We start from the raw sequence: 23,281 nt of genomic DNA on the forward strand, positions 1-23,281 counted from the left end.
TTTCATGCACTGGCTTTTAACACACTGTTGAGTTCTCAAGAAACGGACGCGTACTTCCTCACCAGAACCCGTTCCCGGATCCCCGCTCAGAGGCGCTCATATTTCATTTCCTTCAGTCTACCAGATCCGGACGATTCTTGTCAAACCGCCCGATCCGGGAGCTTCCGGACCTGCTCCGTTTCGGAGCAACCCTGCTAACTTACTCTAACTTCCGGCCTTTGTCCAACCGCCAGGTCAGACAGCCCGAAAGTCGAAGTTGATCAGCAGGGGTGTCGGGGCTGATCGGCCCCGCGTTGAAAACTCTAGCAGCCCTGAGGACGTCGAAGGTCCATCTTCGGTAACGAATGGACCTTCCCCGCGTTCGTATGCTCTAAACCCCGAGCCCGGACAGCTGTGCCTCAAGGCGCGCGATGTCCGCGGCGGCCTGCTCGGCCCGGCCCCGGACCTTGGCGACCACGTCGTCGGGCGCCTTGGACATGAACTGCTCGTTGCCCAGCTTGCCGGCCGCCTGCGCGGCTTCCTTCCGCGCTGCGGCCAGATCCTTCTCCAGGCGCTTGCGCTCGGCCACGACGTCGATGGCGCCCGCGGTGTCGATCTCCACGGTCACCGCGCCCACGCTGAGGCGCGCTGTGGCGTTGAACGTCTCCGCAGGCTCGGTCAGCCGCAGCAACGCACGGATCGCCCTCTCCTGGGCCTCCAGCGGCGTTCCGGACAACCCCAGACGGGCGGCCACCTTCTGGCCGGGCTTGAGCCCCTGGTCGGAACGGAACCTGCGGACCTCGGTGACGAGCTCCTGCAGCGCGTCGATCTCGGCCTCGGCCGCCGGGTCGGCGTAGCGGGCGTCGGTCTGCGGCCAGGGAGCCACGACGATCGACTCGCCACCCGTCACCGCCCGCCACAACTCCTCGGTGACGAACGGCACCAGCGGGTGCATCAACCGCAGCAACGCGTCGAGCACGTGCCCGAGCACGAGCCGGGTGTGTTCGAGCCCCTCCCCGAGCTGGATCTTGGCCAGCTCCAGGTACCAGTCGCAGACCTCGTCCCAGGCGAAGTGGTAGAGCAGATCGGAGGCCTTGGCGAACTCGTACTCGTCGAAGGCCGCGTCGGCGGCGCTCACCACGGTCTGTAGGCGGGACAGGATCCAGCGGTCGGCCGCGGTGAGGTCGAGCCCGTCGAGCGAGCCGACCGCCGCGCCGTTCATCAGCGCGAACCTGGTGGCGTTCCAGATCTTGTTGCAGAAGTTGCGCGAGCCGGCCGCCCATTCCTCGCTCACCGCCACGTCGGCGCCGGGGTTGGCGCCGCGCAGCAGCGTGAAGCGGGTGGCGTCGGCGCCGAAGCGCTCGATCCAGTCGAGCGGGTCGACCACGTTGCCGAACGACTTCGACATCTTCTTGCCGTACTGGTCGCGGACCATGCCGTGCAGGGCCACGGTCTGGAACGGCGGACGGCCGTCCATGGCGTAGAGGCCGAACATCATCATCCTGGCCACCCAGAAGAACAGGATGTCGTAGCCGGTGACGAGCACGGAGGTCGGATAGAACTTCTCCAGCTCCGGGGTGGAGTCGGGCCAGCCGAGCGTGGAGAACGGCCACAGTCCGGAGGAGAACCAGGTGTCGAGGACGTCGGAGTCCTGGGTGTAGCCGGCCGGCGGCTCCTCGTCGGGGCCGACGCAGACGACCTCGCCGCCCGGGCCGTACCAGACCGGGATGCGGTGGCCCCACCACAGCTGACGGGAGATGCACCAGTCGTGCATGTCGTCGACCCAGTCGAAGTAGCGCTTGGCCAGCTCCGGCGGGTGGATGCGGGTGCGGCCGTCACGCACGGCGTCGCCGGCGGCCTTGGCCAGCGGCGAGACGTTGACGAACCACTGCAGCGACAGCCGCGGCTCCACCACGGTCTTGCAGCGCGAGCAGTGGCCGACCGAGTGCAGGTAGGGACGCTTCTCGGCGACGATGCGGCCCTCGGCGCGCAGCGCGGCGACCACGGCCGGGCGCGCCTCGAAGCGGTCGAGCCCCTGGAAGGGGCCGTGGGCGGTGATGACGCCGCGTTCGTCCATGACGGTGAGGGACGGCAGCGAATGGCGGCGGCCGATCTCGAAGTCGTTGGGGTCGTGGGCCGGGGTGACCTTGACCGCGCCGGTGCCGAAGGCGGGATCGACGTGCTCGTCGGCGACCACGGGGATCATGCGGCCGGTCAGCGGCACCTCGACCATCGTGCCGACCAGGTGGGCGTAGCGCTCGTCGGAGGGATGGACGGCCACGGCGGTGTCGCCGAGCATGGTCTCGGCGCGGGTGGTGGCCACGACGATCTCGTCGGAGTAGCGGATCGAGACCAGCTCGCCCTCGTCCTCGCTGTGCTCGACCTCGATGTCGGACAGCGCGGTCAGGCAGCGCGGGCACCAGTTGATGATGCGCTCGGCGCGGTAGATGAGCCCGTCGTCGAAGAGCTTCTTGAAGATGGTCTGGACGGCCCGTGACAGCCCCGGGTCCATGGTGAAACGCTCGCGCTCCCAGTCGACGCCGTCGCCGAGCTTGCGCATCTGGCCGAGGATCCGGCCGCCGGACTCCTCCTTCCACTCCCAGACGCGCTCGACGAACGCCTCGCGGCCCAGGTCGTGGCGGGACAGGCCCTGCTTGGCCAGCTCGCGCTCCACGACGTTCTGGGTGGCGATGCCGGCGTGGTCCATGCCGGGCAGCCACAACGTCTCGCGGCCCTGCATGCGGGCGCGGCGGGTCAGCGCGTCCTGGATGGAGTGGTCGAGCGCGTGACCGATGTGCAGGACGCCCGTCACGTTGGGCGGCGGGAGGACGATGCTGTACGGCACGCGCGAGCTGCCCGGGTCGGCGTGGAAGTAGCCTTCGGACACCCAGCGCTCGTAGCTACGGGTCTCGACGTCGGCCGGCGTGTATTGGGTGGGCAGCTCTTGCGTTGTCACAAGCACCAATTCTAGGGAGCCGGACAAGCGAAACGCCCCCGGGATGATCCCGGGGGCGTTTTCGAGGACGGTCAGGCCGACTTCTCGCGCGGCGTGCGCTGCTGCTTGGCGGCGAGCTGGTCGCGCGGGACGAGCGTCGGGATCGCGTGTTCCAGCACCGACTCGCGGGTGATGACCACGCGGGCGACGTCCTGGCGGGAGGGCACCTCGTACATGACGGACTGGAGCACCTCCTCCAGGATCGCGCGCAATCCGCGGGCGCCGGTGCCGCGCAGGATGGCCTGGTCGGCGATGGCCTCCAGGGCGCCGTCGGTGAACTCCAGCTCCACGCCGTCGAGCTCCAGCAGCTTGCGGTACTGCTTGACCAGCGCGTTGCGGGGCTCGGTGAGGATCTGGATGAGGGCCTCGCGGTCGAGGTTGTGCACCGAGGTGATGACCGGCAGGCGGCCGACGAACTCGGGGATCATGCCGAACTTCAGCAGGTCTTCGGGCATCACGTCGCCGAAGATGTCGGCCGTGTCGACCTCTTCCTTCGAGCGGATGATGGCGTTGAAGCCGATGCCCTTCTTGCCGATGCGCGACTCGATGATCTTTTCGAGGCCGGCGAAGGCGCCACCGCAGATGAACAGCACGTTGGTGGTGTCGATCTGGATGAACTCCTGGTGCGGGTGCTTGCGCCCGCCCTGCGGCGGCACCGAGGCCGTCGTGCCTTCGAGGATCTTCAGCAGCGCCTGCTGCACGCCCTCGCCGGAGACGTCGCGGGTGATCGACGGGTTCTCGCTCTTGCGGGCGATCTTGTCGACCTCGTCGATGTAGATGATGCCCGTCTCGGCCTTCTTGACGTCGTAGTCGGCGGCCTGGATGAGCTTGAGCAGGATGTTCTCGACATCCTCGCCGACGTAGCCGGCCTCGGTGAGGGCCGTCGCGTCGGCGATGGCGAAGGGCACGTTGAGCATCTTCGCCAGAGTCTGTGCGAGGAGAGTCTTTCCCGACCCGGTCGGCCCGAGCAGCAAGATGTTGCTCTTGGCCAGCTCAAGGCCGTCGTCTCTACCCCGGTCACCGGACTGCACCCGCTTGTAGTGGTTGTAGACCGCCACCGAGAGCGCCTTCTTCGCCTTGTCCTGTCCGATGACGTAGGCGTCGAGGAACTCGTAGATTTCCCTCGGCTTGGGCAGGTTGTCCCACTTGAGCTCGGAGGACTCGGAGAGCTCCTCCTCGATGATCTCGTTGCAGAGATCGATGCACTCATCGCAGATGTAGACGCCTGGACCGGCAATGAGCTTCTTGACTTGCTTCTGACTCTTCCCGCAGAAAGAGCACTTCAGCAGGTCTCCCCCGTCGCCGATGCGTGCCACCCCAGATACTCCTTTGCGTGGGACCGCCCTGCTCACGCGAGCAGTGTCTCCGGACATCCTCCGGACTAGGCCGAACCGCTCAGGTTTCGACGTTACCGTCTTCTGGGCCCTCAGTGAGCCCCCTAGCGGCGAGTCGCACCGGAACGTGCCCTATTGGGCAGCGCTCCGGTGCGTCACATCTCAACTAGGAAGCGACGGCCTGAGCTCGTTTCTTCCTGGTCGGGATGATGTCGTCGATCAGACCATACGCCTTTGCCTCGTCCGCGTTGAGAATTTTGTCGCGTTCGATGTCCTTGCGGATGTCGGCGGAGGCCTTGCCCGTGTGCTTCGCCACGATGTCCTCGAGGAGGGATCGCATGCGAAGGATCTCGCGGGCCTGGATCTCGATGTCGCTTCCCTGGCCACCGCCCTCGGTGGAGGGCTGGTGGATCAGCACCCGGGCGTTGGGCAGCGCGAAGCGCTTGCCCGGGGTGCCGCCGGCCAGCAGCACGGCCGCGGCGGACGCGGCCTGGCCGAGGCAGACGGTCTGGATCTCCGGCCGGACGAACTGCATCGTGTCGTAGATCGCCGTCATGGCCGTGAACGAGCCGCCGGGCGAGTTGATGTAGATGCTGATGTCACGGTCGGGGTCGAGCGACTCCAGCGTCAGCAGCTGGGCCATCACGTCGTTGGCCGACGCGTCGTCGATCTGCACTCCGAGGAAGATGATGCGGTCCTCGAAGAGCTTGTTGTACGGGTTCATCTCCTTCACGCCGTAGGACGTGCGCTCGACGAAGGAGGGGAGAACGTAACGGCTCTGGATGTTCATGTCAGCTCCCCCTAGGAGACCGGGCCCACGGAGGGCACCTGCCGCGCGCTGCGCACCACGTGATCGATGAAGCCGTAATCCTTCGCCTCCTCGGCCGTGAACCAGCGGTCACGGTCGGAGTCGGACTCGATCTGGTCCAGCGGCTGCCCGGTGTGGAAGGCGATCCGCTCGGCGAGCGTCTTCTTCACGTAGAGCATCTGCTCCGCCTGGATGGCGATGTCGGCCGCGGTGCCGCCGATGCCGCCGGACGGCTGGTGCATCATGACGCGGGCGTGCGGCAGGCCGTAGCGCTTGCCGCGGGCGCCGGCGGTGAGCAGGAACTGCCCCATGGAGGCGGCCATGCCCATCACCACCGTGGACACGTCGTTAGGCACATATTCCATCATGTCGTAAATCGCCATACCGGCACTCACCGAGCCCCCCGGCGAGTTGATGTACAGCGTGATGTCGCGCTCGGGGTCGTCGGCCGCGAGCAGCAGCAGCTCGGCGCAGATCCGGTTGGCGATCTCGTCGTTGACCTCCTGACCGAGCACGATGATGCGCTCACGCAGCAGGCGCTGGTAAAGCTGGTCCTCAAGCCGGAAGGACGAGCCGTTCTCACGGCCTCGCGACTCAGGCTGATAGAAGGTCGGCGGGCTGGTCACAGCGTCACCTTCCGATGCGTCGTAAGTGATTGGCTTTGCTTGTGACCTTAACGCGCGACGCCCACAGGTCATGCCCGGTCCCCCGTACTGTTCGCTGACGGCGCAGGTCTGGGTGGCCGGTCTTCTGTCAGCCTACGCCGTTCCTCCACGTCCAGCTCATGGTCCGGCTCTGTGGGCGTTTCGGCAGGGATGGTGCCGTGCTGGTGGGGCTCGTGGAGCTTGTGGGGCTGCGTACCGGTGGATGCCGTCCGGCGGCGGGGAGGCGGTCGCGCGGGCGGTGGCGGTGAGGGGCTGTCGAGCCGTCGAAGGGCGGGCCGCGCGCCTGAGGGGCCGTTCGCGCCCCGCGGGATCGTCAGGTGCCTTGTGGGCGCGTACACGCACTCGGCCGTGCTCACGGACGCGCGAGGCGCGCCGCCGCGGCCGGACAACACGAAGCCCCCGAACCCATGGGGTTCGGGGGCTTCAGGGAAGGTCAGGCTTCGGCCTTCTCCTCGGACTCGGCGGCCTCGTCGGCCTCCTCCTCGACCGGGGCGCCGTTGATCTCGGCGTAGATGGCCTTGAGGTCAACCTCGTTGCCCTCGCTGTCGACGACCTTGGCGGCGTCGCCCAGCACGGACTTGGCCTTGTCGCGGACGATCTCGACCATGGCCAGCGTGAGCTGGTCGTTGTCGGCCAGGTGCTTGGCCAGCTCGTTGGGCTGGACGCCCATCTCCATGGCGCGGCGCACCACGAAGTTGGTCAGCTCCTGCTCGTTGACGCCCAGCTCCTCGGCCTTGACGATCTTGTCGAGCACGAAGCCGACCTTGAGCGCCTTGGCGGAGTTGCTGTCGAACTCGGCGAAACGCTCCTCCTCCGTCGTCTGGTACAGACGGAAGAAGGCGTCGCGGCTGAGGCCGCTCTCGGCGATCTGGTGGTCGAGGTTGTGCTTGCGGGCGTCGACCTCGGCCTTGAGCGCGCTCTCGGGCAGCGGGATGTCGATCTTCTCGAGCAGGGCGTCGAGGGCCTTCTCGCGGGCCTGGACGACCTGGTCGATGAGCTTGTTGCGGCGGGCCTGCTCGCGGATGCTGGCCTTGAGCTCGTCGAGCGTGTCGAACTCGCTGGCGAGCTGGGCGAACTCGTCGTCGAGCTCGGGCAGGACCTTCTCCTTGACCGACTTGACGTTGATGATCACGTCGGCCTCCTCGCCGGCGTTCTCGCCGCCGACGAGCTCGGTCTTGAAGCTCTTCTCCTCGCCCGCGGACATGCCCACGAGGGCGTCGTCGAGGCCCTGGAGCACCGAGCCGGCGCCGACCTCGTAGGAGACCTCGCTGGCCTGCTGCTCCTCGATGTTCTCGCCGTTGATCTCGGCGCGCAGGTCCATCACCACGAAGTCGCCGTTGGCGGCCGCGCGCTCGACGCCGGTCAGCGTCGCGAAGCGCTGGCGCAGCGAGTCGAGCTGGGCGTCGACGTCTTCGTCGGAGACCTCGGCGGAGTCGACGGTGATCTCGGCGCCCTGGTAGTCGGGCACCTCGAAGTTGGGCCGGATGTCGACCTCGGCGGTGAACTCGATCTGCTCACCGTCGTCGATCTTCGTGACCTCGATGTCGGGCTGGCTCACCGGGAACACGTCGACCTCGTCGACGGCCTGGCCGTAGAGCTTGGGCACCGCGTCGTTGAGGGTCTCCTCCAGCACTACCGCCCGGCCGAAGCGCTGCTCGATGATGCGGGCCGGAACCTTGCCAGGCCGGAACCCGGGGACGCGCACCTGCTGCGCGACCTTCTTGTACGCCGCATCCATGCTCGGGCGCAGCTCTTCGAACGGCACCTCGACGGTGAGCTTGACCCGGGTCGGGCTGAGCTCCTCGACAGCGGTCTTCACGGAATGGTCTCCTTGATCAAGCTACGAGTGATCGCGGGCGCGTCCATTCGGTACGGCTCACGCGCCGCGCCCACATGAGCGGCGTTGGGCATGCTCCGCCACGGCGGGATCCAACGCCGATGGCCAGTCTAGGGCAGATGCGTACCGAACAACGACGCCGTCGCCGTCAGAACTCCTCGGCGATCGTCCGCAGCAGATCGATCGTCTCATCAGGAGTGGTGCTCACGGCGCACAGCCGCTCCATGACCTCCGTGTATCGGTCCACGTCCTCACGCTTGTCCAGGTACAGGGCGCTGGCCAGTTGCTCGACGTAGACGACGTCGGGCAGGTCGCGGTCGGGGAAGCGCAGGATGCTGAAGGCGCCGCCCTCGGCGCTGTGGCCGCCGAAGCTGAACGGCATGATCTGGATGGTGATGCTGGGCTGCCGCATGAGGTCGATGAGGTGTTCGAGCTGGGCGCGCATGACCTCCACGCCGCCGATGGGCCGGCGCAGCGCCGCCTCGTCGATCACGGCCCAGAAGATCGGACCGTCCGGCCGGTCGAAGATGCGCTGGCGTTCGAGCCTGAGGTCGACCCTCCTGGCGATCTCCTCCGCCGCGATGCCCGCCGCTCCGGCGGTGACGACCGCCCGGGCGTACTCCTTGGTCTGCAGCAGTCCCGGCACGAACTGGACCTCGTAGGTCCTGATCCGGGCGGCGGCCTCCTCAAGGCCGACGTACGCCTGGAACCACGTGGGCAGGACGTCGTTGAACCGGTGCCACCAGCCGGGTTCGTTCGCGGTGGCCACCAGGTCGAGGACGGCGGCTCGCGCCTGCGGGTCCACGACGCCGTACAGGGTGAGCAGGTCGGAGACGTCACGTTCCTTGAACCCCACCCGGCCCAGCTCCATGCGGCTGATCTTGGATTCGGAGCCCCTGATGAGGTGCCCCGCCTCCTCGCGGGTGACGTTCTTCGCCTCCCTGAGCTTTCGCAGCTGGGAGCCCAGGAGGATGCGCAGCGCCGTCGGCCCGGAACCCGGCTGGTTCTGCGTCACTTTGCCTCCTATCAAGGTCCGCACACACAGTGACACCACATTGCCGGGTATGACAAGGTCTCAACCTCGTGTCCGATTAGGAGAGATTTGCCCCAAAAGGCGCATGCTGTTGCACATTGCAGCTGCACGTGCATTTGGGTCTTGCAGCCGCCGCGTTCGTGACCCATGATGGCTTAGTGCATTGTGGGCCAAACATGCACTAAACCGAGGGCTACGGGGAGGTATCGGCGGCATGGTGGAGGATCCTCTGGCCACTGCCGATTGCCTGCAGATCACCCGTGAGGTGGGGTTCGACCACCTGCTCAAGGGCGGGAAGCCGAACACGACCGCGTGCCCGCTGCCCTTCCAGGCCGACTCGGTGAAGACCGCCAGGGACGTGACCCGCTCCACGCTGCGGGGATGGGGCCTGCACGAGCTGAGCGACGACGCCGCGCTCGTGGTGTCCGAGCTGGTGACGAACGCCGTGCGGTACGCGATGTACGCGGCCGGCCGGCGGGAGATCGAGCTCTTGCTGATGCGCGTGTCGCCGCACGTGCTGCTGGCGGTGGCGGACCCGAGCGACGAGGTGCCGCGCCGCAAGGAGCCGGACTTCATCTCCGAGAACGGGCGCGGCCTCTACATCGTCGAGACCTACAGCCAGTGCTGGGGCTGGGACCCGCTCGACCGCGGCGGCAAGGCCGTGTGGGCGTTGTTCCGCGCCGAAGAGGCTTCCGAAGAGGGCTGACCCCTCGACCTGGCCGCTACTCGCCGGTGGCGCCGTCGATGCGCTCGCGCAGCAGGTCGGCGTGGCCGTTGTGGCGCGCGTACTCCTCGATCATGTGGACGAGGATCCAGCGGTGGGTGCAGTCCTGGCCGTTCCGGTCGCCCACGGCGTCGAGGGGCTTGGCGGCCGAGATGGCGCGGGCGCGCTCGATCTCGTCCTGCCAGGTGGCGAACGCCTCCTCCACCGAGGCGTCGTCCACGTCGTTGAAGTCGGCGTCGTTGTCGACGTCCTTGTTCCACAGGCGGGGGATGTCCTCGCCGTTCAGCACGCGGCGGAACCAGACGCGCTCCACGTGCGCCAGGTGCCGGACCAGGCCGAGCAGCGACATGGCGGACGGCTCGGCGGAGCGGAGCCTGAGCTGCTCGTCGGTCAGGCCGGCGCATTTGACGGCCAGCGTGCCGCGATGCCATTCGAGCCAGTTGCCGAGCACGGTCCGTTCGTCGCCGGTGAGGGGTGGGGGCACACGATTGTCTGTCACGCCTCGACCTTAATGGGCGCTTCGTCCGGGTCCGCGAACCAAGAAGCCCCCTCCGCGTCGGAGGGGGCCGATGACCTGGTCGGGGCGACAGGATTTGAACCTGCGACTTCTTGCTCCCAAAGCAAGCGCGCTGCCAAGCTGCGCCACGCCCCGCCTCGCCGGGTGCGCATGCGGTCCGTGACTCCGGTACGCTTACGCCCTGACGACCGGATGAAGTCTAGACCAGAGTTCGACCGGTTCGCGCGGACGTAGCTCAATGGTAGAGCCCTAGTCTTCCAAACTAGCTACGCGGGTTCGATTCCCGTCGTCCGCTCTCGCAGGCGAAAGGCCAGGTCATCCCCGGTTCGGGGGGCCTGGCCTTTTGTGATCTTCGGGGGCGTAGGCTGGCGTCGATGCGTGCACGTCCGATCTCCCGCGAGGCGCTCGTCGAGGAGCTGGCCGAGCTCGTCGCCGCGCGGCCCAAGGACGCCTGGGTGCGGGTGGCGGTCGACGGGGCGCCCGCGGCGGGGCCCGACGCGCTGGCCGACGAGCTGGTCGCGCCGCTGCGGTTGCGCGGCCGGCCCGTGCTGCGGGTGTCGGCCGGCGACTTCCTGCGGCCGGCCTCGCTCCGGCTGGAGCACGGCCGGACCGATCCCGACGTCTTCTACGAGGACTGGCTCGACGTCAAGGGCCTGCTGCGCGAGGTGCTCGAACCCTTGGAGCCGGGCGGCTCGGGGCGGGTGCTGCCGGCGTTGTGGGACAGCGGGATCGATCGCGCGTACCGGCTGCCGTACCGGGAGCTGGCGCCGGGCGGGGTGGTGCTCGTGGACGGCACGCTGCTGCTGGGGCGGGGGCTGCCGTTCGAGGTGAGCGTGCACGTGTGGCTGTCGGCGGGGGCGCTGGCGCGGCGCACGCCGCAGGACGAGCGGTGGCGGCTGCCGGCCTACGAGCGGTACGAACGCGAGGCGCGCCCGCAGCGGGCCGCCGACGTGGTGGTCAGGGCCGACCATCCGGACCGGCCGGCGGTGCTGACGGACGGCTGAGCCCGAGCAGCGCGTCCAGCTCGGCGATCGCCTGGGCGTTCGAGGTGAAGCGCACGGCGTGCAGGCCGGCCGCGCGGGCGCCCTCGACGTACGGCTCGTGGTCGTCGAGGAACACCGTGGCGGCGGGGTCGGCGCCGAGGGCGTCGCAGGCCGTCAGGTAGATGCGCGGATCCGGTTTCCCCACTCCCGCCTCGTGCGAGTAGACGATGTGGTCCACCAGGCCGGCGTAGCCGTACGCGGCCTGCTCGCGTTCCCTGGCGCCGACGAAGCTGTTGCTCACCAGGCCCGTGCGGTAGCGCGGACGCAGGGCGCCCAGGTACGCCATGAGCTCGGTGTTGGGCGTGCCGAGGTACTCCGTCCAGACGTCGGCCATGAACGCCCCGGCGTGCGCGCCGAGCACCTTGGCCACCTCGGCGCCGGCCTGCTCCTCCGTCATCTCGCCGACCGCCCCGGCCAGCCAGGTCGGCTCCAGCTGGGCGTCGATGTGCCCGGCGGGCAGGCCGAGCTTCTCCTCCCACCTGGCCGTCACGCCCAGGGCCGGCGTCAGCTCCAGCACCCCGCCGATGTCGAACACGACCGCATCGATTTTCATATGCTCCTCCTGTGAACTCATTCAACCAAGGTAAAGAAGGAACGTGTCCGTGTCCAGACTCTTGACGACCCACAGGGGCGGCTCAAACTGAAACGGTGATCCCTGGCAACTGGTACAACATCGTTCCCGATCTTCCCGTGCCGCCTCCGCCGCCGCTGCATCCCGGCACCCGCCGCCCCGTCGGGCCGGACGACCTCGCGCCGCTGTTCCCCATGGAGCTCATCGCGCAGGAGGTCAGCGGCGACCGCTACGTGCCCATCCCCAAGGAGGTCATCGACGTCTACCGGCTGTGGCGGCCCACGCCGCTGATCAGGGCGCACCGGCTGGAGAAGGCCCTCGACACGCCGGCCCGCATCTACTACAAGTACGAGGGCGTCTCACCGGCCGGGTCGCACAAGGCGAACACCGCCGTGCCGCAGGCGTACTACAACGCCAAGGAGGGCGTGCGGCTGCTGACCACGGAGACCGGCGCGGGACAGTGGGGGTCGGCCCTGGCGTTCGCCTGCGCCCAGTTCGACGTCGAATGCCGGATCTGGATGGTTCGGGCGTCCTACGACCAGAAGCCGTACCGGCGCTCGCTCATGCGCGTGTACGGCGCCACCGTCCACCCCAGCCCCTCCCCCCTCACCGGCGCGGGCAGCAAGGCGCTGGCCGACGACCCCGCCTCCCCCGGCAGCCTGGGGCTGGCGATCAGCGAGGCGGTCGAGGTGGCCGCCGCGAACCCCGAGGCCCGGTACGCGCTCGGCTCGGTGCTCAACCACGTCCTCATGCACCAGACGGTGATCGGCGAGGAGGCCCTGGCTCAGCTGCCCGAGCTGCCGGACCTGGTCATCGGCTGCACCGGCGGCGGCTCCAACTTCGCCGGTCTCGCCTTCCCCTTCCTGCGGGAGAAGCTGGCCGGACGCATCGGCACCCGATTCAGGGCGGTCGAGCCGGCCGCCTGCCCGTCGTTCACCCGGGGCGTGTACGCCTACGACTTCGGCGACACCGCCGGGCTGACGCCGCTGCTGAAGATGCACACCCTCGGGCACTCCTTCGTCCCCGACCCGATCCACGCCGGCGGGCTGCGCTATCACGGCATGGCGCCGCTGCTGTCCCACATGTACGAGCTGGGGCTGTTCGAGGCGGTGACCCGTACCCAAAGCGAGTGCTTCGAGGCGGGTGTGCGCTTCGCGCGGACCGAGGGCATCGTCCCGGCCCCCGAGCCCACGCACGCGCTGGCCGAGACCATCGCCGAGGCCCTGCGCTGCAAGGAGAGCGGCGAGGAGAAGGTGATCCTCACCGCGCTGTGCGGGCACGGCCACTTCGACCTGGCCGCCTACGACCGCCACCTGGCCGGCGAACTGGAGGACTACTCGCTTCCGCAGGAGCGTCTCGACCAGGCGCTCACCGAGTTGCCCGGCTGAGATGACACGGGTGGCCGCGAGACCCGCGGCCACCCGTGTTCAGTTCGCGTTCGGGCGCTTCCTGTGGTTCGCCTTCTTCTTCTTGCGCCCCCTGCCCTTGCGTGCACGCTTCGCCATGGGCTCACCTCCAGCGGTCGGGATCGTGACCTTCAAGGTCTCCCCTGCCCGCGGGCCGCACAAGCGATACGCCGTGACCTAACATTCCTCAACAAACTCGTGTCATAATTTGGTGGAATCTGTTGGAAGGGGTGGGCGTGCTCGCACAGCAGCGTCAGCAGACGATCCTCGAACGCGTACGCAGCAGCGGCGGCGTCCGGGTGGCCGACCTCGTGCGCGAGCTCGGCGTCTCCGACATGACGATACGCCGCGACCTTGAGGTGCTGGCCGAGCGCGGGCTGCTGGAGAAGGTCCACGGCGGCGCGACGGCCCTCGGCCCCGGCTCGACCGAGGAGCCCGGCTTCACCGCCAAGTCCGCCCGCCAGCAGCAGGAGAAGGAGGCCATCGCGCGGCACGCGGCCACCCTCGTACGGCCGGGAACCGCCGTGGCCCTCTCCGCCGGCACCACCACGTGGGCGCTGGCCCACCACCTCGTCGCGGTGCCCGAGCTGACCGTGATCACCAACTCGATCCCCGTCGCCGAGGTCTTCCACCGCAACCCGCGCGCCGACCGCACGGTCGTGCTGACCGGCGGCGTGCGCACGCCCTCCGACGCGCTCGTCGGCCCCGTGGCGGTGGCGGCCATCCGCCGCCTGCACGTGGACACGCTCTTCCTCGGGGTGCACGGCATGAGCCTGCGCGCCGGGTTCACCACGCCCAACCTGCTGGAGTCCGAGACCGACAGGGAGCTGGTGGCCGCGGCGCACCGCCTGGTGGTCCCCGCCGACCACACCAAGTGGAACACGGTCGGCATCAGCACGATCGCCGAGCTGACCGAGGCCGACGTGGTCATCAGCGACGCGGGGCTGCCCGAGGAAGCACGCACCGAGCTGGCCGAACGGGCCGGAGAACTGATCATCGCGGAGGGCACGCCTTGAAGCGCACCATCACCCACCTGGCAGACGGCCGAGAGCTGATCTACTTCGACCGGCGCGACGACGCCGACCGGAGCGCGATCGACCGGCGGCCGCTCGATCCGCGGCCGGTGGCCTCCGAGCTGCGCTACGACCCGCTGACCGAGGAGTGGATCGCGATCGCCGGCCACCGGCAGACGCGGACGTTCCTGCCGCCGGCCGACGAGTGCCCGTTGTGCCCGTCGTCCGCCACGCGGGCGTCGGAGATCCCGGCCCATGACTATGACGTGGTGGTGTTCGAGAACCGCTTCCCCTCTTTCTCCGGAAATTTTGGGACTTACGGGGATGTCGGCGGCCTGAGTGAGGTGCGGCCGGGTGTCGGGCGTTGTGAGGTGGTGTGCTTCACCTCCGACCACTCCTCCTCCTTCTCCAGGCTCTCCAACGCCCAGGTCAGGCTGGTCATGGAGGCGTGGGCCGACCGCACCGCCGAGCTGTCCGGCATCGAGGGCGTCGAGCAGGTGTTCTGCTTCGAGAACCGGGGCGAGGAGATCGGCATCACGCTCCCCCACCCGCACGGGCAGATCTACGCCTATCCCTACGTGACCCCGCGCACCAAGCTCCAGCTGGGGGCCGCCTCGCGGCACACGGGCGGCAACCTGTTCGCCGACGTGCTGGCCGCCGAGCAGGCCGCCGGCACGCGGGTGGTGGCCGCCAACGAGCTCTGGACGGCGTTCGTGCCGGCCGCCGCGCGCTGGCCGTTCGAGGTGCACGTGTATCCGCACCGGCAGGTGCCCGACCTGGCGGCGCTGTCGGAGGAGGAGCGGGCCGCGTTCGCGCCGCTGTACACCTCGGTGCTGCGGGCGCTCGACGCGCTGTTCGGGGTCGCGATGCCGTACATCTCGGCCTGGCACCAGGCGCCGGTGCGGTACGGCCGCGAGCTGGCCTACCTGCACCTGGAGCTGTTCAGCATCAGGCGGGCGCCCGGGAAGCTGAAGTACCTGGCGGGCTCGGAGTCGGCCATGGGGGCCTTCGTCAACGACGTGCTGCCGGAGGAGGCGGCACGCATGTTGCGATCACGAATTGATCACTAATTGGTTTCTCATTAAAGTCGCATGACTCGTGATCTACCACTAATATCCCGTTAGACATCGGCCATAACGGTCGTTGTACGCCTAATCCCGGGCGTGTTGCCCGGGAGCCGGGGACCCATCGCATCCGGGGTGAATCCGCGCCAGTGGTAGGGACTGCTCCCGTGCCCGAACCCGTCAGCTAACCCGGCCGGCAGAGGGAGAGGAACAACCACGTGGCGGCTTCGTCCCCCGCGAGTCTTGCCGTCGGTCTCATCACCGCCACCGCCCTGCTCGTGCATCCGGCCGCCGCCTCGGTCTCTGGGGCAGCCGCCGTGGCGGCCGCGCCCAAGCCGTCCGAGGCGCAGCTGCGGGCCCAGCTCAAGGAGCTCAACCGCAAGGTCGACAAGCTCATCGAGACGTACAACCTCAAGCGGGTCGAGCTGGCCAAGGCCCAGCAGGCCGCCACCGCGGCCCAGCAGCGGCTCACCGCCGCCGAGCAGGCGCTGGCCACGGCCGAGCAGCGGGTCGCCGAGATCGCCCGGCTGCGCTACCAGAACGGCGACACCTCCCTGCCGGCGTTCATGATGACCCCGGACGGCGGCGGCGCGGCCGTGCTCGAACAGCTCACCGCCGAGCAGCAGGCGGTCGTGGACAGCGTGGCCAAGGCCCGCGACGACCAGAAGAAGGCCGCCACGGCCGCCGCCGCGCTCGCGACGGAGCTGAAGGCGGGCACGGCGGAGGTGGCCGAGCAGCGCGACGACGCCCAGGACGTCATCGACGACATCAAGAAGAAGCTCCAGGACCTGGTGCCGTTCGGGCCGGGCAAGAAGTCCGACGGGAGCTGGGCGCCCGAGCTGCCGGCCGGCTCGGACAACATCACGCCGCGCACCCGGCTGATGCGCGCGCAGGTGCAGAAGAACTTCTCGCTGCCGTACGAGGTGGGCTGCTTCCGGTCCGGCTCCAGCGGCGAGCACCCGCTCGGCCGGGCCTGCGACTTCATGATGAGCACGGGCGGCACCATGCCGAGCGCCGTCAACAACGCCCTCGGCGACCGGCTGGCCGACTGGGCGCTGAAGAACAAGGCCAAGCTGGGCGTCAAGTACGTGATCTGGAAGCAGCGCATCAACCAGGGCTCGGGCTGGCGCTCGATGTCCGACCGCGGCAGCATCACCGAGAACCACTACGACCACGTGCACATCTCGATGAACTAGCCACGGACCGGCGGCTCAGCGGATGCCGGTGAGCTTGTCGGGGTTGGTGACGGAGTAGACGGCGGCGATTCGGTCGCCCTCGGGCGTGAGATCGACGACGACCACGGCCAGCGGCCCGTCACCGGAGAAGACGAGCGCGCACGGGTCGCCGGCCACCCGCCGGTAGCGCAGGTCCACCGCGCCCGGGGTCAGCGTCGCGGCGACGGACATGAACAGCGCCGCCACCTGGTCCCGGCCGTGGACCGGGTGCAGGCTGGTGGCCGGTCCCTTGCCGCCGCCGTCGGTCCACAGGGTCACCTCCGGCGCCAGCACCTCCAGCAGGGCCCGCAGGTCACCGCCGAGCGGCGGCCGCGGCGAACCGCTCGGTCACCTCGGCGTCCGGGGCCGTGACCAGCGGTTCCGGCAGCCAGGGGCCGACGTAGGTCTCCTGGCGGCGGCTCAGGTCCGCCCGCCGGGCGAGCGCCTGGTTCACCGCGATCCGCACCAGGTAGGCCCGGACGTTCTCCACCGGTCCGGCGTCCGGCCTGCGGTGCCGGGCGGACCAGGCCAGCCATGCCTCCTGCAGCACGTCCTCGGTGTCGGCGACGCTGCCGAGCATGTTGTAGACCACGGAGAACAGCAGTTCCCGGTAGCCGAGGAACTGCTCGGTGGCGGCGTCGGCGGGGTGCCGCGGGGTCGGTGTCATGGCGCGCCTCCTCGTCTGTCGCAACCGAAGAGTCCCGACGCGTGGCGATTGTGACATGAAGACATCAAGCGTGATCTATGCCACTCATGTCACAGTTCCCGGCCGGTTGCCCCTCTGTGGTGGCGTCACGACTCACAAGGGAGAGCTTCGATGCGTACATTGATCCGCGACGTCAGGGTGTTCGACGGCGAGCAGACCATCGCGACGGCCGACGTGGTGATCGAGGACGGCCTGATCGCCGCTGTCGGCAGCGGCGCCGGCCACCCGGCCGACGCCGAGGTGGACGGCACGGGCAGGACGCTGCTGCCCGGCCTGATCGACGCGCACACCCACGTGTTCGACGGCAGCCTGGCCCAGGCCCTGCGGTATGGGGTCACCACCGAGCTCGACATGTTCTGCCTGCCGCGGATCCTCGCCCGGCAGCGGCGGCTGGCCGCCGAGAACGACGACGTGGCAGACCTGCGCAGCGCCGGCACGCTGGCCACCGCTCCGGGCGGGCACCCGACCCAGTTGCTGACGGCCCTGGCGGGCACCGTCCTGGACGGGCTCGACGTCACGGCGATCGACTTCGTCTCCGACCCGGCGCAGGCGCCGGCGTTCGTCCGGGCCAGGCTGGCCGAGGGGGCCGACTACCTCAAGATCGTCATTGACGACGGCGCCGTGCACGGGGCCGACCTCCCCGTCATGACGGCGGAGGTCGCCGCCGCCCTGGCCGCGGCGGCGCACGAGGCGGACCTGCTGGTCATCGCGCACGCGATCACCGCCGCCGAGGTGGGGATCGCGCTCGACGCCGGCGTCGACGGCCTGGCTCACGTGTGGACCGACCTGACGCCGGACGACCCGGCCTCGCCGCGCCTGGCCGGACGGGTGCGCGACCAGGGGGTCTTCGTGGTGACCACGCTGGCCTACTTCGAGGCGATCACGGCTCAGCACGTCGAGACCGCCGACCGCGGCCGGATCGCCCCTGGTCTGCGCGCGGATCTGGTGCTGGTCGAGGGCGACGCCACCCGCGACGTCACCGCCGTCAGCGACATCGCCGAGGTCTGGCGTCGCGGGGTGCGCCAGGCGCGGTAGCCCCGGCCCGTGACGCGCCGGCCGGGTCAGCCGAGCGTGAGGGGGTTGACCAGGTCGGCGTAGACCAGCAGACCGGCCATGATGATCAGCACGAACGCCATCGCGTACGTGAGCGGCAGCACCTTGGCGATGTCGACGTAGCGGGGCTCGGGGCGGCGCAGGATCTTGGCGTAGCCGCGCTTGATCCCCTCCCACAGGCCGCCCGCGATGTGGCCGCCGTCGAGGGGCAGCAGCGGGATCAGGTTGAACAGGCCGATCGCCAGGTTGAACCCGGCCAGCAGGCTGACGAAGGTGAACAGCTTGCTCTTGTTGGACATGTCGGAGGCCAGGATCTCGCCGCCGAGCCGGCCCGCGCCCACCACGCCGACCGGGCCCTCGGGGTCGCGCTTGTCGCCGGAGAAGGCGGCGTTCCAGACGCCGACCATCTTCGCCGGCAGGTTGACCATCGAGCCCACGACGCGGCCGGTCAGGTCGCTCATGTAGCCCGGAACCTGCCCGATGCTCTGCTGCTCGAAGACCTGGGAGGGCACGACGCCGAGGAACCCGACGCCCTTGTCGATCTTGGTCTCGTCGGTCGGGTTCGCCATGTCGCGGGCGATGAGGGTGACGTCGAGCGTCATCGGCCTGCCGTCGCGGACGATGCCCAGCTTGACGGGGCCGGCGCCGTGGCCGCGGATCAGGCGGGTGGCGTCCTGCCAGGTCGCGATCTTCTGGCCGTCGAGGGAGACGATGTGGTCGCCGACCTTGACGCCCGCCTTGGCGGCCGGGGTGCGCTCGTCGGTGGGGGCGCACGTCTTGCGCACCTCGGTGGTGGGGATCACGCACGTGTTGGTGTCGGGCGACACGATCGGGGCGGTCTTGGGCAGGCCGATGCCGACCAGCAGAATGCTGAAGAAGATGAAGGCGAGCACGAAGTTCATCGCCGGGCCGCCCGACATGATGATGATCTTCTGCCACCACTTCTTGCGGTAGAAGACGCGGTCCTCGTCGCCGGGCCGCACCTCCTCCATGGCGGCCTCGCGGGCGGTCTCGATCAGGCCCTGCCACGGCCCGGTCGACGCGCTGCGCAGCCTGCCGGGGGCGTCGCCGGGACGCGGCGGCAGCATGCCGATCATGCGGATGTAGCCCCCGAGCGGCAGCCACTTGATGCCGTACTCGGTCTCGCCCCTGCGGATGGACCAGGCCGTCGAGCCGAAGCCGACCATGTACTGGGTGACCCTGACGCCGAAGATCTTGGCCGGCACGAGATGGCCCACCTCGTGCAGGCCGACGGAGACCATCAACCCCACCAGGAACAGAAGGATCCCGGCGACAAAGAGCCAGTTCATCTACGCGCGCTCCAGGCAGACAGACGGTCTCGACGTTCCCAGACTAGTCGAACTCAGCACATCCCTCGGGCTTGCCCGCACTTTGGTGAATCAACGGACCGCATTGACAGTGAGCGATCAGCCGATCACCCTGGGAGACGATGGAGGGGGACGTCTTGATCCGCATACTCATCGCCGAACACCTGCCCTTGGTGCGACGCGGTCTGCAGGCCACGCTCGAAGCCGAGCCCGACCTGCGGGTGGTCGCCGAGACGGGCAGCCCCGACGGTGTGCTGCCGGCCGCGCGGTCGAGCGCGCCCGACGTCGCGATCGTCGATCTCGACCTGCCGGGCCTGCCGGTCGCCACGCAGCTGACCGAGCAGGTCCCCCGCTGCTCGGTGCTGATCCTCTCCGCCCGGCCGAGCCCCGGCCAGGTGCGCAGGGCGTTCAACGGCAGCGTGCTGGGGTTCATGAGCCTGCGGGTGGCGCCCGAGCGGCTGGCCGAGGGGGTGCGCCAGGTCGCCGCGGGCGGGCGGGCGGTGGAGGCGGAGCTGGCGGTTGCGGCCCTGCAGTCGGCCGCCAACCCGCTCACCCGGCGCGAGCTCGACGTGCTGCGCATCGCGGCGGGCGGGGCGAGATCGACCGAGATCGCCGACCAGTTGTTCCTGTCGGTCGGCACCGTGCGCAACCATCTGTCGCGGATCATGTGCAAGACGGGCGCCCGCAACCGGCTGGACGCCGTGCGCATCGCCAGCGACAGCGGCTGGTTGTAGCGGCTCGTTGTGCGGGGACCGGACGAGATGACGGGCCCGGTGGAGCCGCGCCGCTCCGCCGGGACCCGAACAGTCGAATGATCTCAGCCCGCCGAACCCGTTGCCAGTGACCGCCATCACGACCTGACCCATGTGAAACGTCACTACGGACGCCAGATCAACACCAGCGCGCAGTCGTCGTTGTGGCCTGAGGACATCGCGTTGACCAGCGCCCTGGCGCCGTCGCGGAAGCCGGAGGGCAGCAGCCGTTCGGCCTCGCCGAGCAGCCGGTCGAGGCCGGCGTCGATGTCGCGCCCCGGCTGCTCGATCAGGCCGTCGGTGTAGAGCAGCAGCGCGTCGCCCTTGCGCAGGGTGCCGCTGTCGGGCTCGCAGTGGAGGTCGGGCACCACGCCGAGCACCACGCCCTTGGCCGAGGCGACCTGCCAGTTGCCGGTGCCCGAGTCGAGCTTCACCACCGGCGGATGGCCGGCCGAGGTGATCGTGTAGTCGCCGGTGGCGAGGTCGAGGCGTACGTGCACGGCCGTCACGAAGCCCTCGTCGCCGCGCTGGCGGTGGAGGTAGGCGTTGCACGCGGGCAGGAAGTCGTCGACCGAGCCGAGCAGCCCGCCGAAGGTGCCCGACAGCAGCAGCGCGCGGGTGCCGGCGTCGACGCCCTTGCCGGAGACGTCGACCAGGGCGATCTCCACGGAGTCGCCGTCGCGCATGGAGACCAGGAAGTCGCCGCCGAACGAGGAGCCCCCGGCCTGCTTGAGCACCACCTTGCCGCCCCAGTCCTTCGGCAGCGGGGGCAGCTCGCCCTGGCTCCTGAGCCGGTCGCGCAGCTCCAGCAGCATCGCGTCGCCGCGCAGCCCCTGCACGCCGAGCTTGCCCCGGGTACGGGCCATGAGCACGGCGAGCACGGTGGTGAACACGATCGTCACCGTGAGCCCCAGCCCCACCCGCGCCACCCCGAGCGTGGCCGCGACGTAGGTCAGCGCGACGCCCACCGCCACCAGCAGCTTGACCAGGCTGCGCAGCCGCAGCTGCAGCCCGCCGATCAGGGTGACCAGGATGAGCAGCGACGGCGAGAACCACTCGGTGGACACCTTCGCCGCCAGCAGCCCGATGACGAGCGAGAGCACGGTCAAGGTGATGAGCAGGTTGCGGTCACGGGCCAGCGGCCCTCTCCGGACGAACCGGACGGCGGACACCAGGAACGGCACCCGCACCAGGACCGCACGGACCCGTGGCGGAATCAACGGCGCCGGACGGGAACTCATGATGCGTGTGACTGTATCGGTCTGACCCCTGTTTGGGCAGCCCACTTGACCAAGGCCTTGATCATTAAGCACGGATATTGGGTGGCCGTCCCCCTTTGCCCGCTCCTACCGTGGACGGATGACCTATCCGATCCGTCCCATTGACGAATCCGAGTGGCCGGGCTTCGCCGGCGTGCTCGCAGAGGGGTTCGGCTGGACGCCGCATCCCACCCAGGACGAGCGGTACAAGGCCGCCACGGAGTTCGACCGCACCCTGGTCGCCTTCGACGGCACCACCATGGCGGGCGTCACGTCCGTCTTCAGCCTCACGATGACCGTCCCCGGCGGACGCCAGATCCCCGTGGGCGGGGTGACCGCGGTCAGCGTGCTTCCCTCGCACCGCCGCCGCGGCGTGCTGTCCGCGCTGATGCGCCGGCAGCTGTCCGACATCCGCGACCGCGGCGAGTCGGTGGCCGCCCTCTACGCCTCCGAGTCGCTGATCTACGGCAGGTTCGGGTACGGACGGGCGGCCAGCGAACTGTCGTACAAGATTGACAAGCACCGCTCGGCCTTCGTGCGGGACGCCCCCACCGACCCGGCGCTCCGGCTCAGGGTGGTCTCCCCCACCGAGGCCAGGGCCGATTTCGAGAAGGTGTTCGCCGCGGTCGTGACCCGGCGTCCGGGCCGGTACGAGCGCACCCGGCACGTCTGGGACGCCTTCCTGGCCGACGAGGAGCATGACAGGGGCGGCTGGGGCTCGCTGCGCGCGGTGCTCGCCGAGGACGACCAGGAGGTGCGCGGTTACGCGCTGTTCCGCACCAAGTCGGCATGGGACGCCAACGGCGTGCCCAGCGGCGAGCTGCGGGTGTTCGAGCTGGAGGCGACCGATCCGGCGGCCTACGCCCTGCTGTGGCGCGACATGCTGGACCGTGACCTGATCACCAGGCTGGAGGCGTACGCCCGGCCGGTGGACGACGCCCTGATCGCGCTGCTCGCCGACTCCCGCCAGCTGCGCGCGACCTGGTCCGACGAGCTGTGGGTACGCCTGGTGGACGTCGACCGGGCCCTGACCGCCCGCGCCTACGCGGCCCCCGTGGACCTGGTGATCGAGATCGAGGACGACGTGTGCCCGTGGAACGCCGGCCGCCGGCGGCTCACCGCCGACACCACCGGCGCGGAGTGCAAGCCGGTGGACGACGAGCCGCACCTGACGGTGCCGGTGTCCGCGCTCGGCTCGGCGTACATGGGCGACGGCCTGCTCGGCGCGCAGCTCGACGCGGGCCTGCTGCGCGAGCACACGCCGGGCGCGGTGCGGGCGCTGGCCGCGGCCATGGCGTGGAGCCCCAAGCCGCTGGCCGGGCTGGTGTTCTGAGACGCACGACGTAGGCTCTTGAGCATGGCCCTGCAAAGTCTGCAGATCACCGCGACCATCGCCATGCGGGCCCGCGACGTGTCCAGGCCGTCGAAGGAGCAGCAGGAGGCCGCCGACCGGCGGCCCCTGCGCGACGAGACGCCCCGGCGCGAGGCCAGGCGCAAGACCTAGGGCAGCGAGGGCAGCTGGCCGATCGTCTCGTAGGTGGTCAGCTGCGCGATGCGCCTGCTGTGGCGCTCGCTGCCGGAGAAGGAGGTGGTCAGGAAGACCTCGACGAACCTGGTCGCCTCCTCGGTCGTGTGCATGCGCGCGCCGATGCTGACGACGTTCGCGTTGTTGTGCTCGCGGGCCAGCGAGGCGGTCTCCTCGCTCCAGGCCAGGGCCGCGCGGATGCCGCGCACCTTGTTGGCCGCGATCTGCTCGCCGTTGCCCGAGCCGCCGATCACCACCCCCAGGCTGCCGGGGTCGCCGCCGACGCCCTCGGCGGCGCGCAGGACGAACGCCGGATAGTCGTCCTCGGCGTCGTAGACGAAGGGACCGCAGTCGGTCACCTCGTGGCCGTGGTCCTTGAGCCAGGACACGAGGTGGTTCTTGAGCTCATAGCCGGCATGGTCGGCACCGATGTAGACACGCACCCGTCCAGTCTT

General features: G+C 69.4%; 24 protein-coding genes, 2 tRNA genes and 1 riboswitch. Of the genes, 11 read left to right on the top strand and 15 right to left on the bottom strand.

The annotated features are described in order from the left end of the window. Positions 1 to 370 precede the first annotated feature (370 nt). The 6 genes from ACIBK9_RS26530 to ACIBK9_RS26555 form a co-directional block, all read right to left on the bottom strand. A complete protein-coding gene (locus ACIBK9_RS26530) occupies positions 371 to 2,944 on the bottom strand; it encodes a valine--tRNA ligase (RefSeq protein ID WP_397161712.1) in 2,574 nt (857 codons plus the stop codon). Between the two features lie 62 nt (positions 2,945 to 3,006). Further along, entirely contained in the window at positions 3,007 to 4,290 is a 1,284-nt protein-coding gene (gene clpX, locus ACIBK9_RS26535; RefSeq protein ID WP_185067261.1) for an ATP-dependent Clp protease ATP-binding subunit ClpX, read from the bottom strand. Between the two features lie 184 nt (positions 4,291 to 4,474). Beyond that, a complete protein-coding gene (locus tag ACIBK9_RS26540) occupies positions 4,475 to 5,098 on the bottom strand; it encodes an ATP-dependent Clp protease proteolytic subunit (protein ID WP_352323604.1) in 624 nt (207 codons plus the stop codon). A gap of 11 nt (positions 5,099 to 5,109) precedes the next feature. Beyond that, the gene (locus ACIBK9_RS26545) at positions 5,110 to 5,742 is read right to left on the bottom strand and encodes an ATP-dependent Clp protease proteolytic subunit (RefSeq protein ID WP_352323605.1); all 633 of its coding nucleotides are present in this window, start codon (positions 5,740 to 5,742) and stop codon (positions 5,110 to 5,112) included. 472 nt (positions 5,743 to 6,214) lie between these two features. Next, complete coding sequence (gene tig, locus ACIBK9_RS26550; RefSeq protein ID WP_352360392.1) at positions 6,215 to 7,600, bottom strand: trigger factor; 1,386 nt, start codon at positions 7,598 to 7,600, stop codon at positions 6,215 to 6,217. 166 nt (positions 7,601 to 7,766) lie between these two features. Further along, positions 7,767 to 8,633 (bottom strand): helix-turn-helix domain-containing protein, encoded by an 867-nt coding sequence (locus ACIBK9_RS26555; RefSeq protein ID WP_387679141.1) that lies wholly within the window; start codon positions 8,631 to 8,633, stop codon positions 7,767 to 7,769. Between the two features lie 232 nt (positions 8,634 to 8,865). On the opposite strand from ACIBK9_RS26555, the gene ACIBK9_RS26560 reads away from it, so the two are divergent. Beyond that, positions 8,866 to 9,357 (top strand): ATP-binding protein, encoded by a 492-nt coding sequence (locus ACIBK9_RS26560; RefSeq protein WP_397161713.1) that lies wholly within the window; start codon positions 8,866 to 8,868, stop codon positions 9,355 to 9,357. Between the two features lie 16 nt (positions 9,358 to 9,373). Here ACIBK9_RS26560 and ACIBK9_RS26565 read toward each other — a convergent pair whose 3' ends face one another. Further along, the gene (locus ACIBK9_RS26565) at positions 9,374 to 9,874 is read right to left on the bottom strand and encodes a DinB family protein (RefSeq protein ID WP_358294638.1); all 501 of its coding nucleotides are present in this window, start codon (positions 9,872 to 9,874) and stop codon (positions 9,374 to 9,376) included. 76 nt (positions 9,875 to 9,950) lie between these two features. Beyond that, positions 9,951 to 10,027, bottom strand: a tRNA-Pro gene (locus tag ACIBK9_RS26570). Positions 10,028 to 10,116: 89 nt separating this feature from the next. On the opposite strand from ACIBK9_RS26570, the gene ACIBK9_RS26575 reads away from it, so the two are divergent. Both ACIBK9_RS26575 and ACIBK9_RS26580 read left to right on the top strand, forming a co-directional pair. Continuing rightward, a tRNA-Gly gene (locus ACIBK9_RS26575) sits at positions 10,117 to 10,187 on the top strand. A 79-nt stretch (positions 10,188 to 10,266) separates the two neighbouring features. Next, positions 10,267 to 10,896 (top strand): uridine kinase, encoded by a 630-nt coding sequence (locus ACIBK9_RS26580; RefSeq protein ID WP_397161714.1) that lies wholly within the window; start codon positions 10,267 to 10,269, stop codon positions 10,894 to 10,896. Here ACIBK9_RS26580 and ACIBK9_RS26585 read toward each other — a convergent pair. Beyond that, positions 10,850 to 11,488: an HAD family hydrolase gene (locus tag ACIBK9_RS26585; protein ID WP_397161715.1), complete on the bottom strand. Its 639-nt coding sequence runs from the start codon at positions 11,486 to 11,488 to the stop codon at positions 10,850 to 10,852. The two genes, ACIBK9_RS26580 and ACIBK9_RS26585, sit on opposite strands and share 47 nt — an antisense overlap. Positions 11,489 to 11,583: 95 nt before the next feature. Between ACIBK9_RS26585 and ACIBK9_RS26590 the strand changes: the two genes are divergently transcribed. Then, positions 11,584 to 12,894: a TrpB-like pyridoxal phosphate-dependent enzyme gene (locus tag ACIBK9_RS26590; RefSeq protein WP_397161716.1), complete on the top strand. Its 1,311-nt coding sequence runs from the start codon at positions 11,584 to 11,586 to the stop codon at positions 12,892 to 12,894. Between the two features lie 39 nt (positions 12,895 to 12,933). Here the strand turns inward: ACIBK9_RS26590 and ACIBK9_RS26595 are convergent, their stop codons facing one another. Then, positions 12,934 to 13,011 (bottom strand): 50S ribosomal protein bL37, encoded by a 78-nt coding sequence (locus ACIBK9_RS26595; RefSeq protein ID WP_387679150.1) that lies wholly within the window; start codon positions 13,009 to 13,011, stop codon positions 12,934 to 12,936. Between the two features lie 137 nt (positions 13,012 to 13,148). On the opposite strand from ACIBK9_RS26595, the gene ACIBK9_RS26600 reads away from it, so the two are divergent. The 3 genes from ACIBK9_RS26600 to ACIBK9_RS26610 all read left to right on the top strand — a co-directional run bounded on the left by ACIBK9_RS26600 (position 13,149) and on the right by ACIBK9_RS26610 (position 16,185). Next, complete coding sequence (locus tag ACIBK9_RS26600; RefSeq protein WP_125636437.1) at positions 13,149 to 13,928, top strand: DeoR/GlpR family DNA-binding transcription regulator; 780 nt, start codon at positions 13,149 to 13,151, stop codon at positions 13,926 to 13,928. Beyond that, positions 13,925 to 14,995: a galactose-1-phosphate uridylyltransferase gene (galT, locus tag ACIBK9_RS26605; protein WP_364336200.1), complete on the top strand. Its 1,071-nt coding sequence runs from the start codon at positions 13,925 to 13,927 to the stop codon at positions 14,993 to 14,995. The genes ACIBK9_RS26600 and galT overlap by 4 nt, the downstream gene beginning before the upstream one ends. A 68-nt stretch (positions 14,996 to 15,063) precedes the next feature. Continuing rightward, a riboswitch (cyclic di-AMP (ydaO/yuaA leader) is annotated at positions 15,064 to 15,202 on the top strand. Positions 15,203 to 15,207: 5 nt separating this feature from the next. After that, the gene (locus ACIBK9_RS26610) at positions 15,208 to 16,185 is read left to right on the top strand and encodes a hypothetical protein (RefSeq protein ID WP_397161717.1); all 978 of its coding nucleotides are present in this window, start codon (positions 15,208 to 15,210) and stop codon (positions 16,183 to 16,185) included. A 15-nt stretch (positions 16,186 to 16,200) separates the two neighbouring features. On the opposite strand, the gene ACIBK9_RS26615 is transcribed toward ACIBK9_RS26610, so the two are convergent. Beyond that, positions 16,201 to 16,482 (bottom strand): hypothetical protein, encoded by a 282-nt coding sequence (locus ACIBK9_RS26615; protein WP_397161718.1) that lies wholly within the window; start codon positions 16,480 to 16,482, stop codon positions 16,201 to 16,203. Between the two features lie 34 nt (positions 16,483 to 16,516). Beyond that, positions 16,517 to 16,870, bottom strand: coding sequence for a sigma factor (locus ACIBK9_RS26620; RefSeq protein ID WP_397161719.1), 354 nt, complete (start codon positions 16,868 to 16,870; stop codon positions 16,517 to 16,519). Positions 16,871 to 17,020: 150 nt separating this feature from the next. Here ACIBK9_RS26620 and ACIBK9_RS26625 point away from each other — a divergent pair, with 150 nt between their 5' ends. Then, positions 17,021 to 17,944 (top strand): amidohydrolase, encoded by a 924-nt coding sequence (locus ACIBK9_RS26625; RefSeq protein ID WP_397161720.1) that lies wholly within the window; start codon positions 17,021 to 17,023, stop codon positions 17,942 to 17,944. A 26-nt stretch (positions 17,945 to 17,970) separates the two neighbouring features. On the opposite strand, the gene ACIBK9_RS26630 is transcribed toward ACIBK9_RS26625, so the two are convergent. Then, positions 17,971 to 19,272: a M50 family metallopeptidase gene (locus tag ACIBK9_RS26630; RefSeq protein WP_364336208.1), complete on the bottom strand. Its 1,302-nt coding sequence runs from the start codon at positions 19,270 to 19,272 to the stop codon at positions 17,971 to 17,973. Positions 19,273 to 19,427: 155 nt separating this feature from the next. Here ACIBK9_RS26630 and ACIBK9_RS26635 point away from each other — a divergent pair, with 155 nt between their 5' ends. Beyond that, positions 19,428 to 20,024, top strand: a complete 597-nt coding sequence (locus ACIBK9_RS26635; RefSeq protein ID WP_352360440.1) for a response regulator transcription factor — start codon at positions 19,428 to 19,430, stop codon at positions 20,022 to 20,024. A 143-nt stretch (positions 20,025 to 20,167) separates the two neighbouring features. Here ACIBK9_RS26635 and ACIBK9_RS26640 read toward each other — a convergent pair whose 3' ends face one another. Further along, complete coding sequence (locus ACIBK9_RS26640; protein WP_352323620.1) at positions 20,168 to 21,283, bottom strand: PP2C family protein-serine/threonine phosphatase; 1,116 nt, start codon at positions 21,281 to 21,283, stop codon at positions 20,168 to 20,170. A gap of 118 nt (positions 21,284 to 21,401) precedes the next feature. On the opposite strand from ACIBK9_RS26640, the gene ACIBK9_RS26645 reads away from it, so the two are divergent. Then, a complete protein-coding gene (locus ACIBK9_RS26645; protein WP_397161721.1) occupies positions 21,402 to 22,634 on the top strand; it encodes a GNAT family N-acetyltransferase in 1,233 nt (410 codons plus the stop codon). 24 nt (positions 22,635 to 22,658) lie between these two features. Beyond that, a complete protein-coding gene (locus ACIBK9_RS26650; protein ID WP_352360444.1) occupies positions 22,659 to 22,805 on the top strand; it encodes a hypothetical protein in 147 nt (48 codons plus the stop codon). Here ACIBK9_RS26650 and ACIBK9_RS26655 read toward each other — a convergent pair. Then, positions 22,802 to 23,269 (bottom strand): ribose-5-phosphate isomerase, encoded by a 468-nt coding sequence (locus ACIBK9_RS26655; protein ID WP_352323623.1) that lies wholly within the window; start codon positions 23,267 to 23,269, stop codon positions 22,802 to 22,804. The genes ACIBK9_RS26650 and ACIBK9_RS26655 overlap by 4 nt on opposite strands. Positions 23,270 to 23,281: the final 12 nt, after the last annotated feature.

Source organism: Nonomuraea sp. NPDC050227, from assembly GCF_044459705.1.
GTDB lineage: Bacteria > Actinomycetota > Actinomycetes > Streptosporangiales > Streptosporangiaceae > Nonomuraea.

Excerpts from the sequence above, each read along its gene's own strand:
- ACIBK9_RS26650 (WP_352360444.1), top strand. The coding sequence starts at position 22,659 with ATGGCCCTGCAAAGTCTGCAGATCACCGCGACCATCGCCATGCGGGCC.
- ACIBK9_RS26595 (WP_387679150.1), bottom strand. The coding sequence starts at position 13,011 with ATGGCGAAGCGTGCACGCAAGGGCAGGGGGCGCAAGAAGAAGAAGGCG.
- ACIBK9_RS26620 (WP_397161719.1), bottom strand. The coding sequence starts at position 16,870 with ATGACACCGACCCCGCGGCACCCCGCCGACGCCGCCACCGAGCAGTTC.
- ACIBK9_RS26585 (WP_397161715.1), bottom strand. The coding sequence starts at position 11,488 with ATGAAAATCGATGCGGTCGTGTTCGACATCGGCGGGGTGCTGGAGCTG.
- ACIBK9_RS26540 (WP_352323604.1), bottom strand. The coding sequence starts at position 5,098 with ATGAACATCCAGAGCCGTTACGTTCTCCCCTCCTTCGTCGAGCGCACG.
- ACIBK9_RS26625 (WP_397161720.1), top strand. The coding sequence starts at position 17,021 with ATGCGTACATTGATCCGCGACGTCAGGGTGTTCGACGGCGAGCAGACC.
- ACIBK9_RS26560 (WP_397161713.1), top strand. The coding sequence starts at position 8,866 with ATGGTGGAGGATCCTCTGGCCACTGCCGATTGCCTGCAGATCACCCGT.
- ACIBK9_RS26580 (WP_397161714.1), top strand. The coding sequence starts at position 10,267 with ATGCGTGCACGTCCGATCTCCCGCGAGGCGCTCGTCGAGGAGCTGGCC.
- ACIBK9_RS26645 (WP_397161721.1), top strand. The coding sequence starts at position 21,402 with ATGACCTATCCGATCCGTCCCATTGACGAATCCGAGTGGCCGGGCTTC.
- ACIBK9_RS26630 (WP_364336208.1), bottom strand. The coding sequence starts at position 19,272 with ATGAACTGGCTCTTTGTCGCCGGGATCCTTCTGTTCCTGGTGGGGTTG.
- ACIBK9_RS26640 (WP_352323620.1), bottom strand. The coding sequence starts at position 21,283 with ATGAGTTCCCGTCCGGCGCCGTTGATTCCGCCACGGGTCCGTGCGGTC.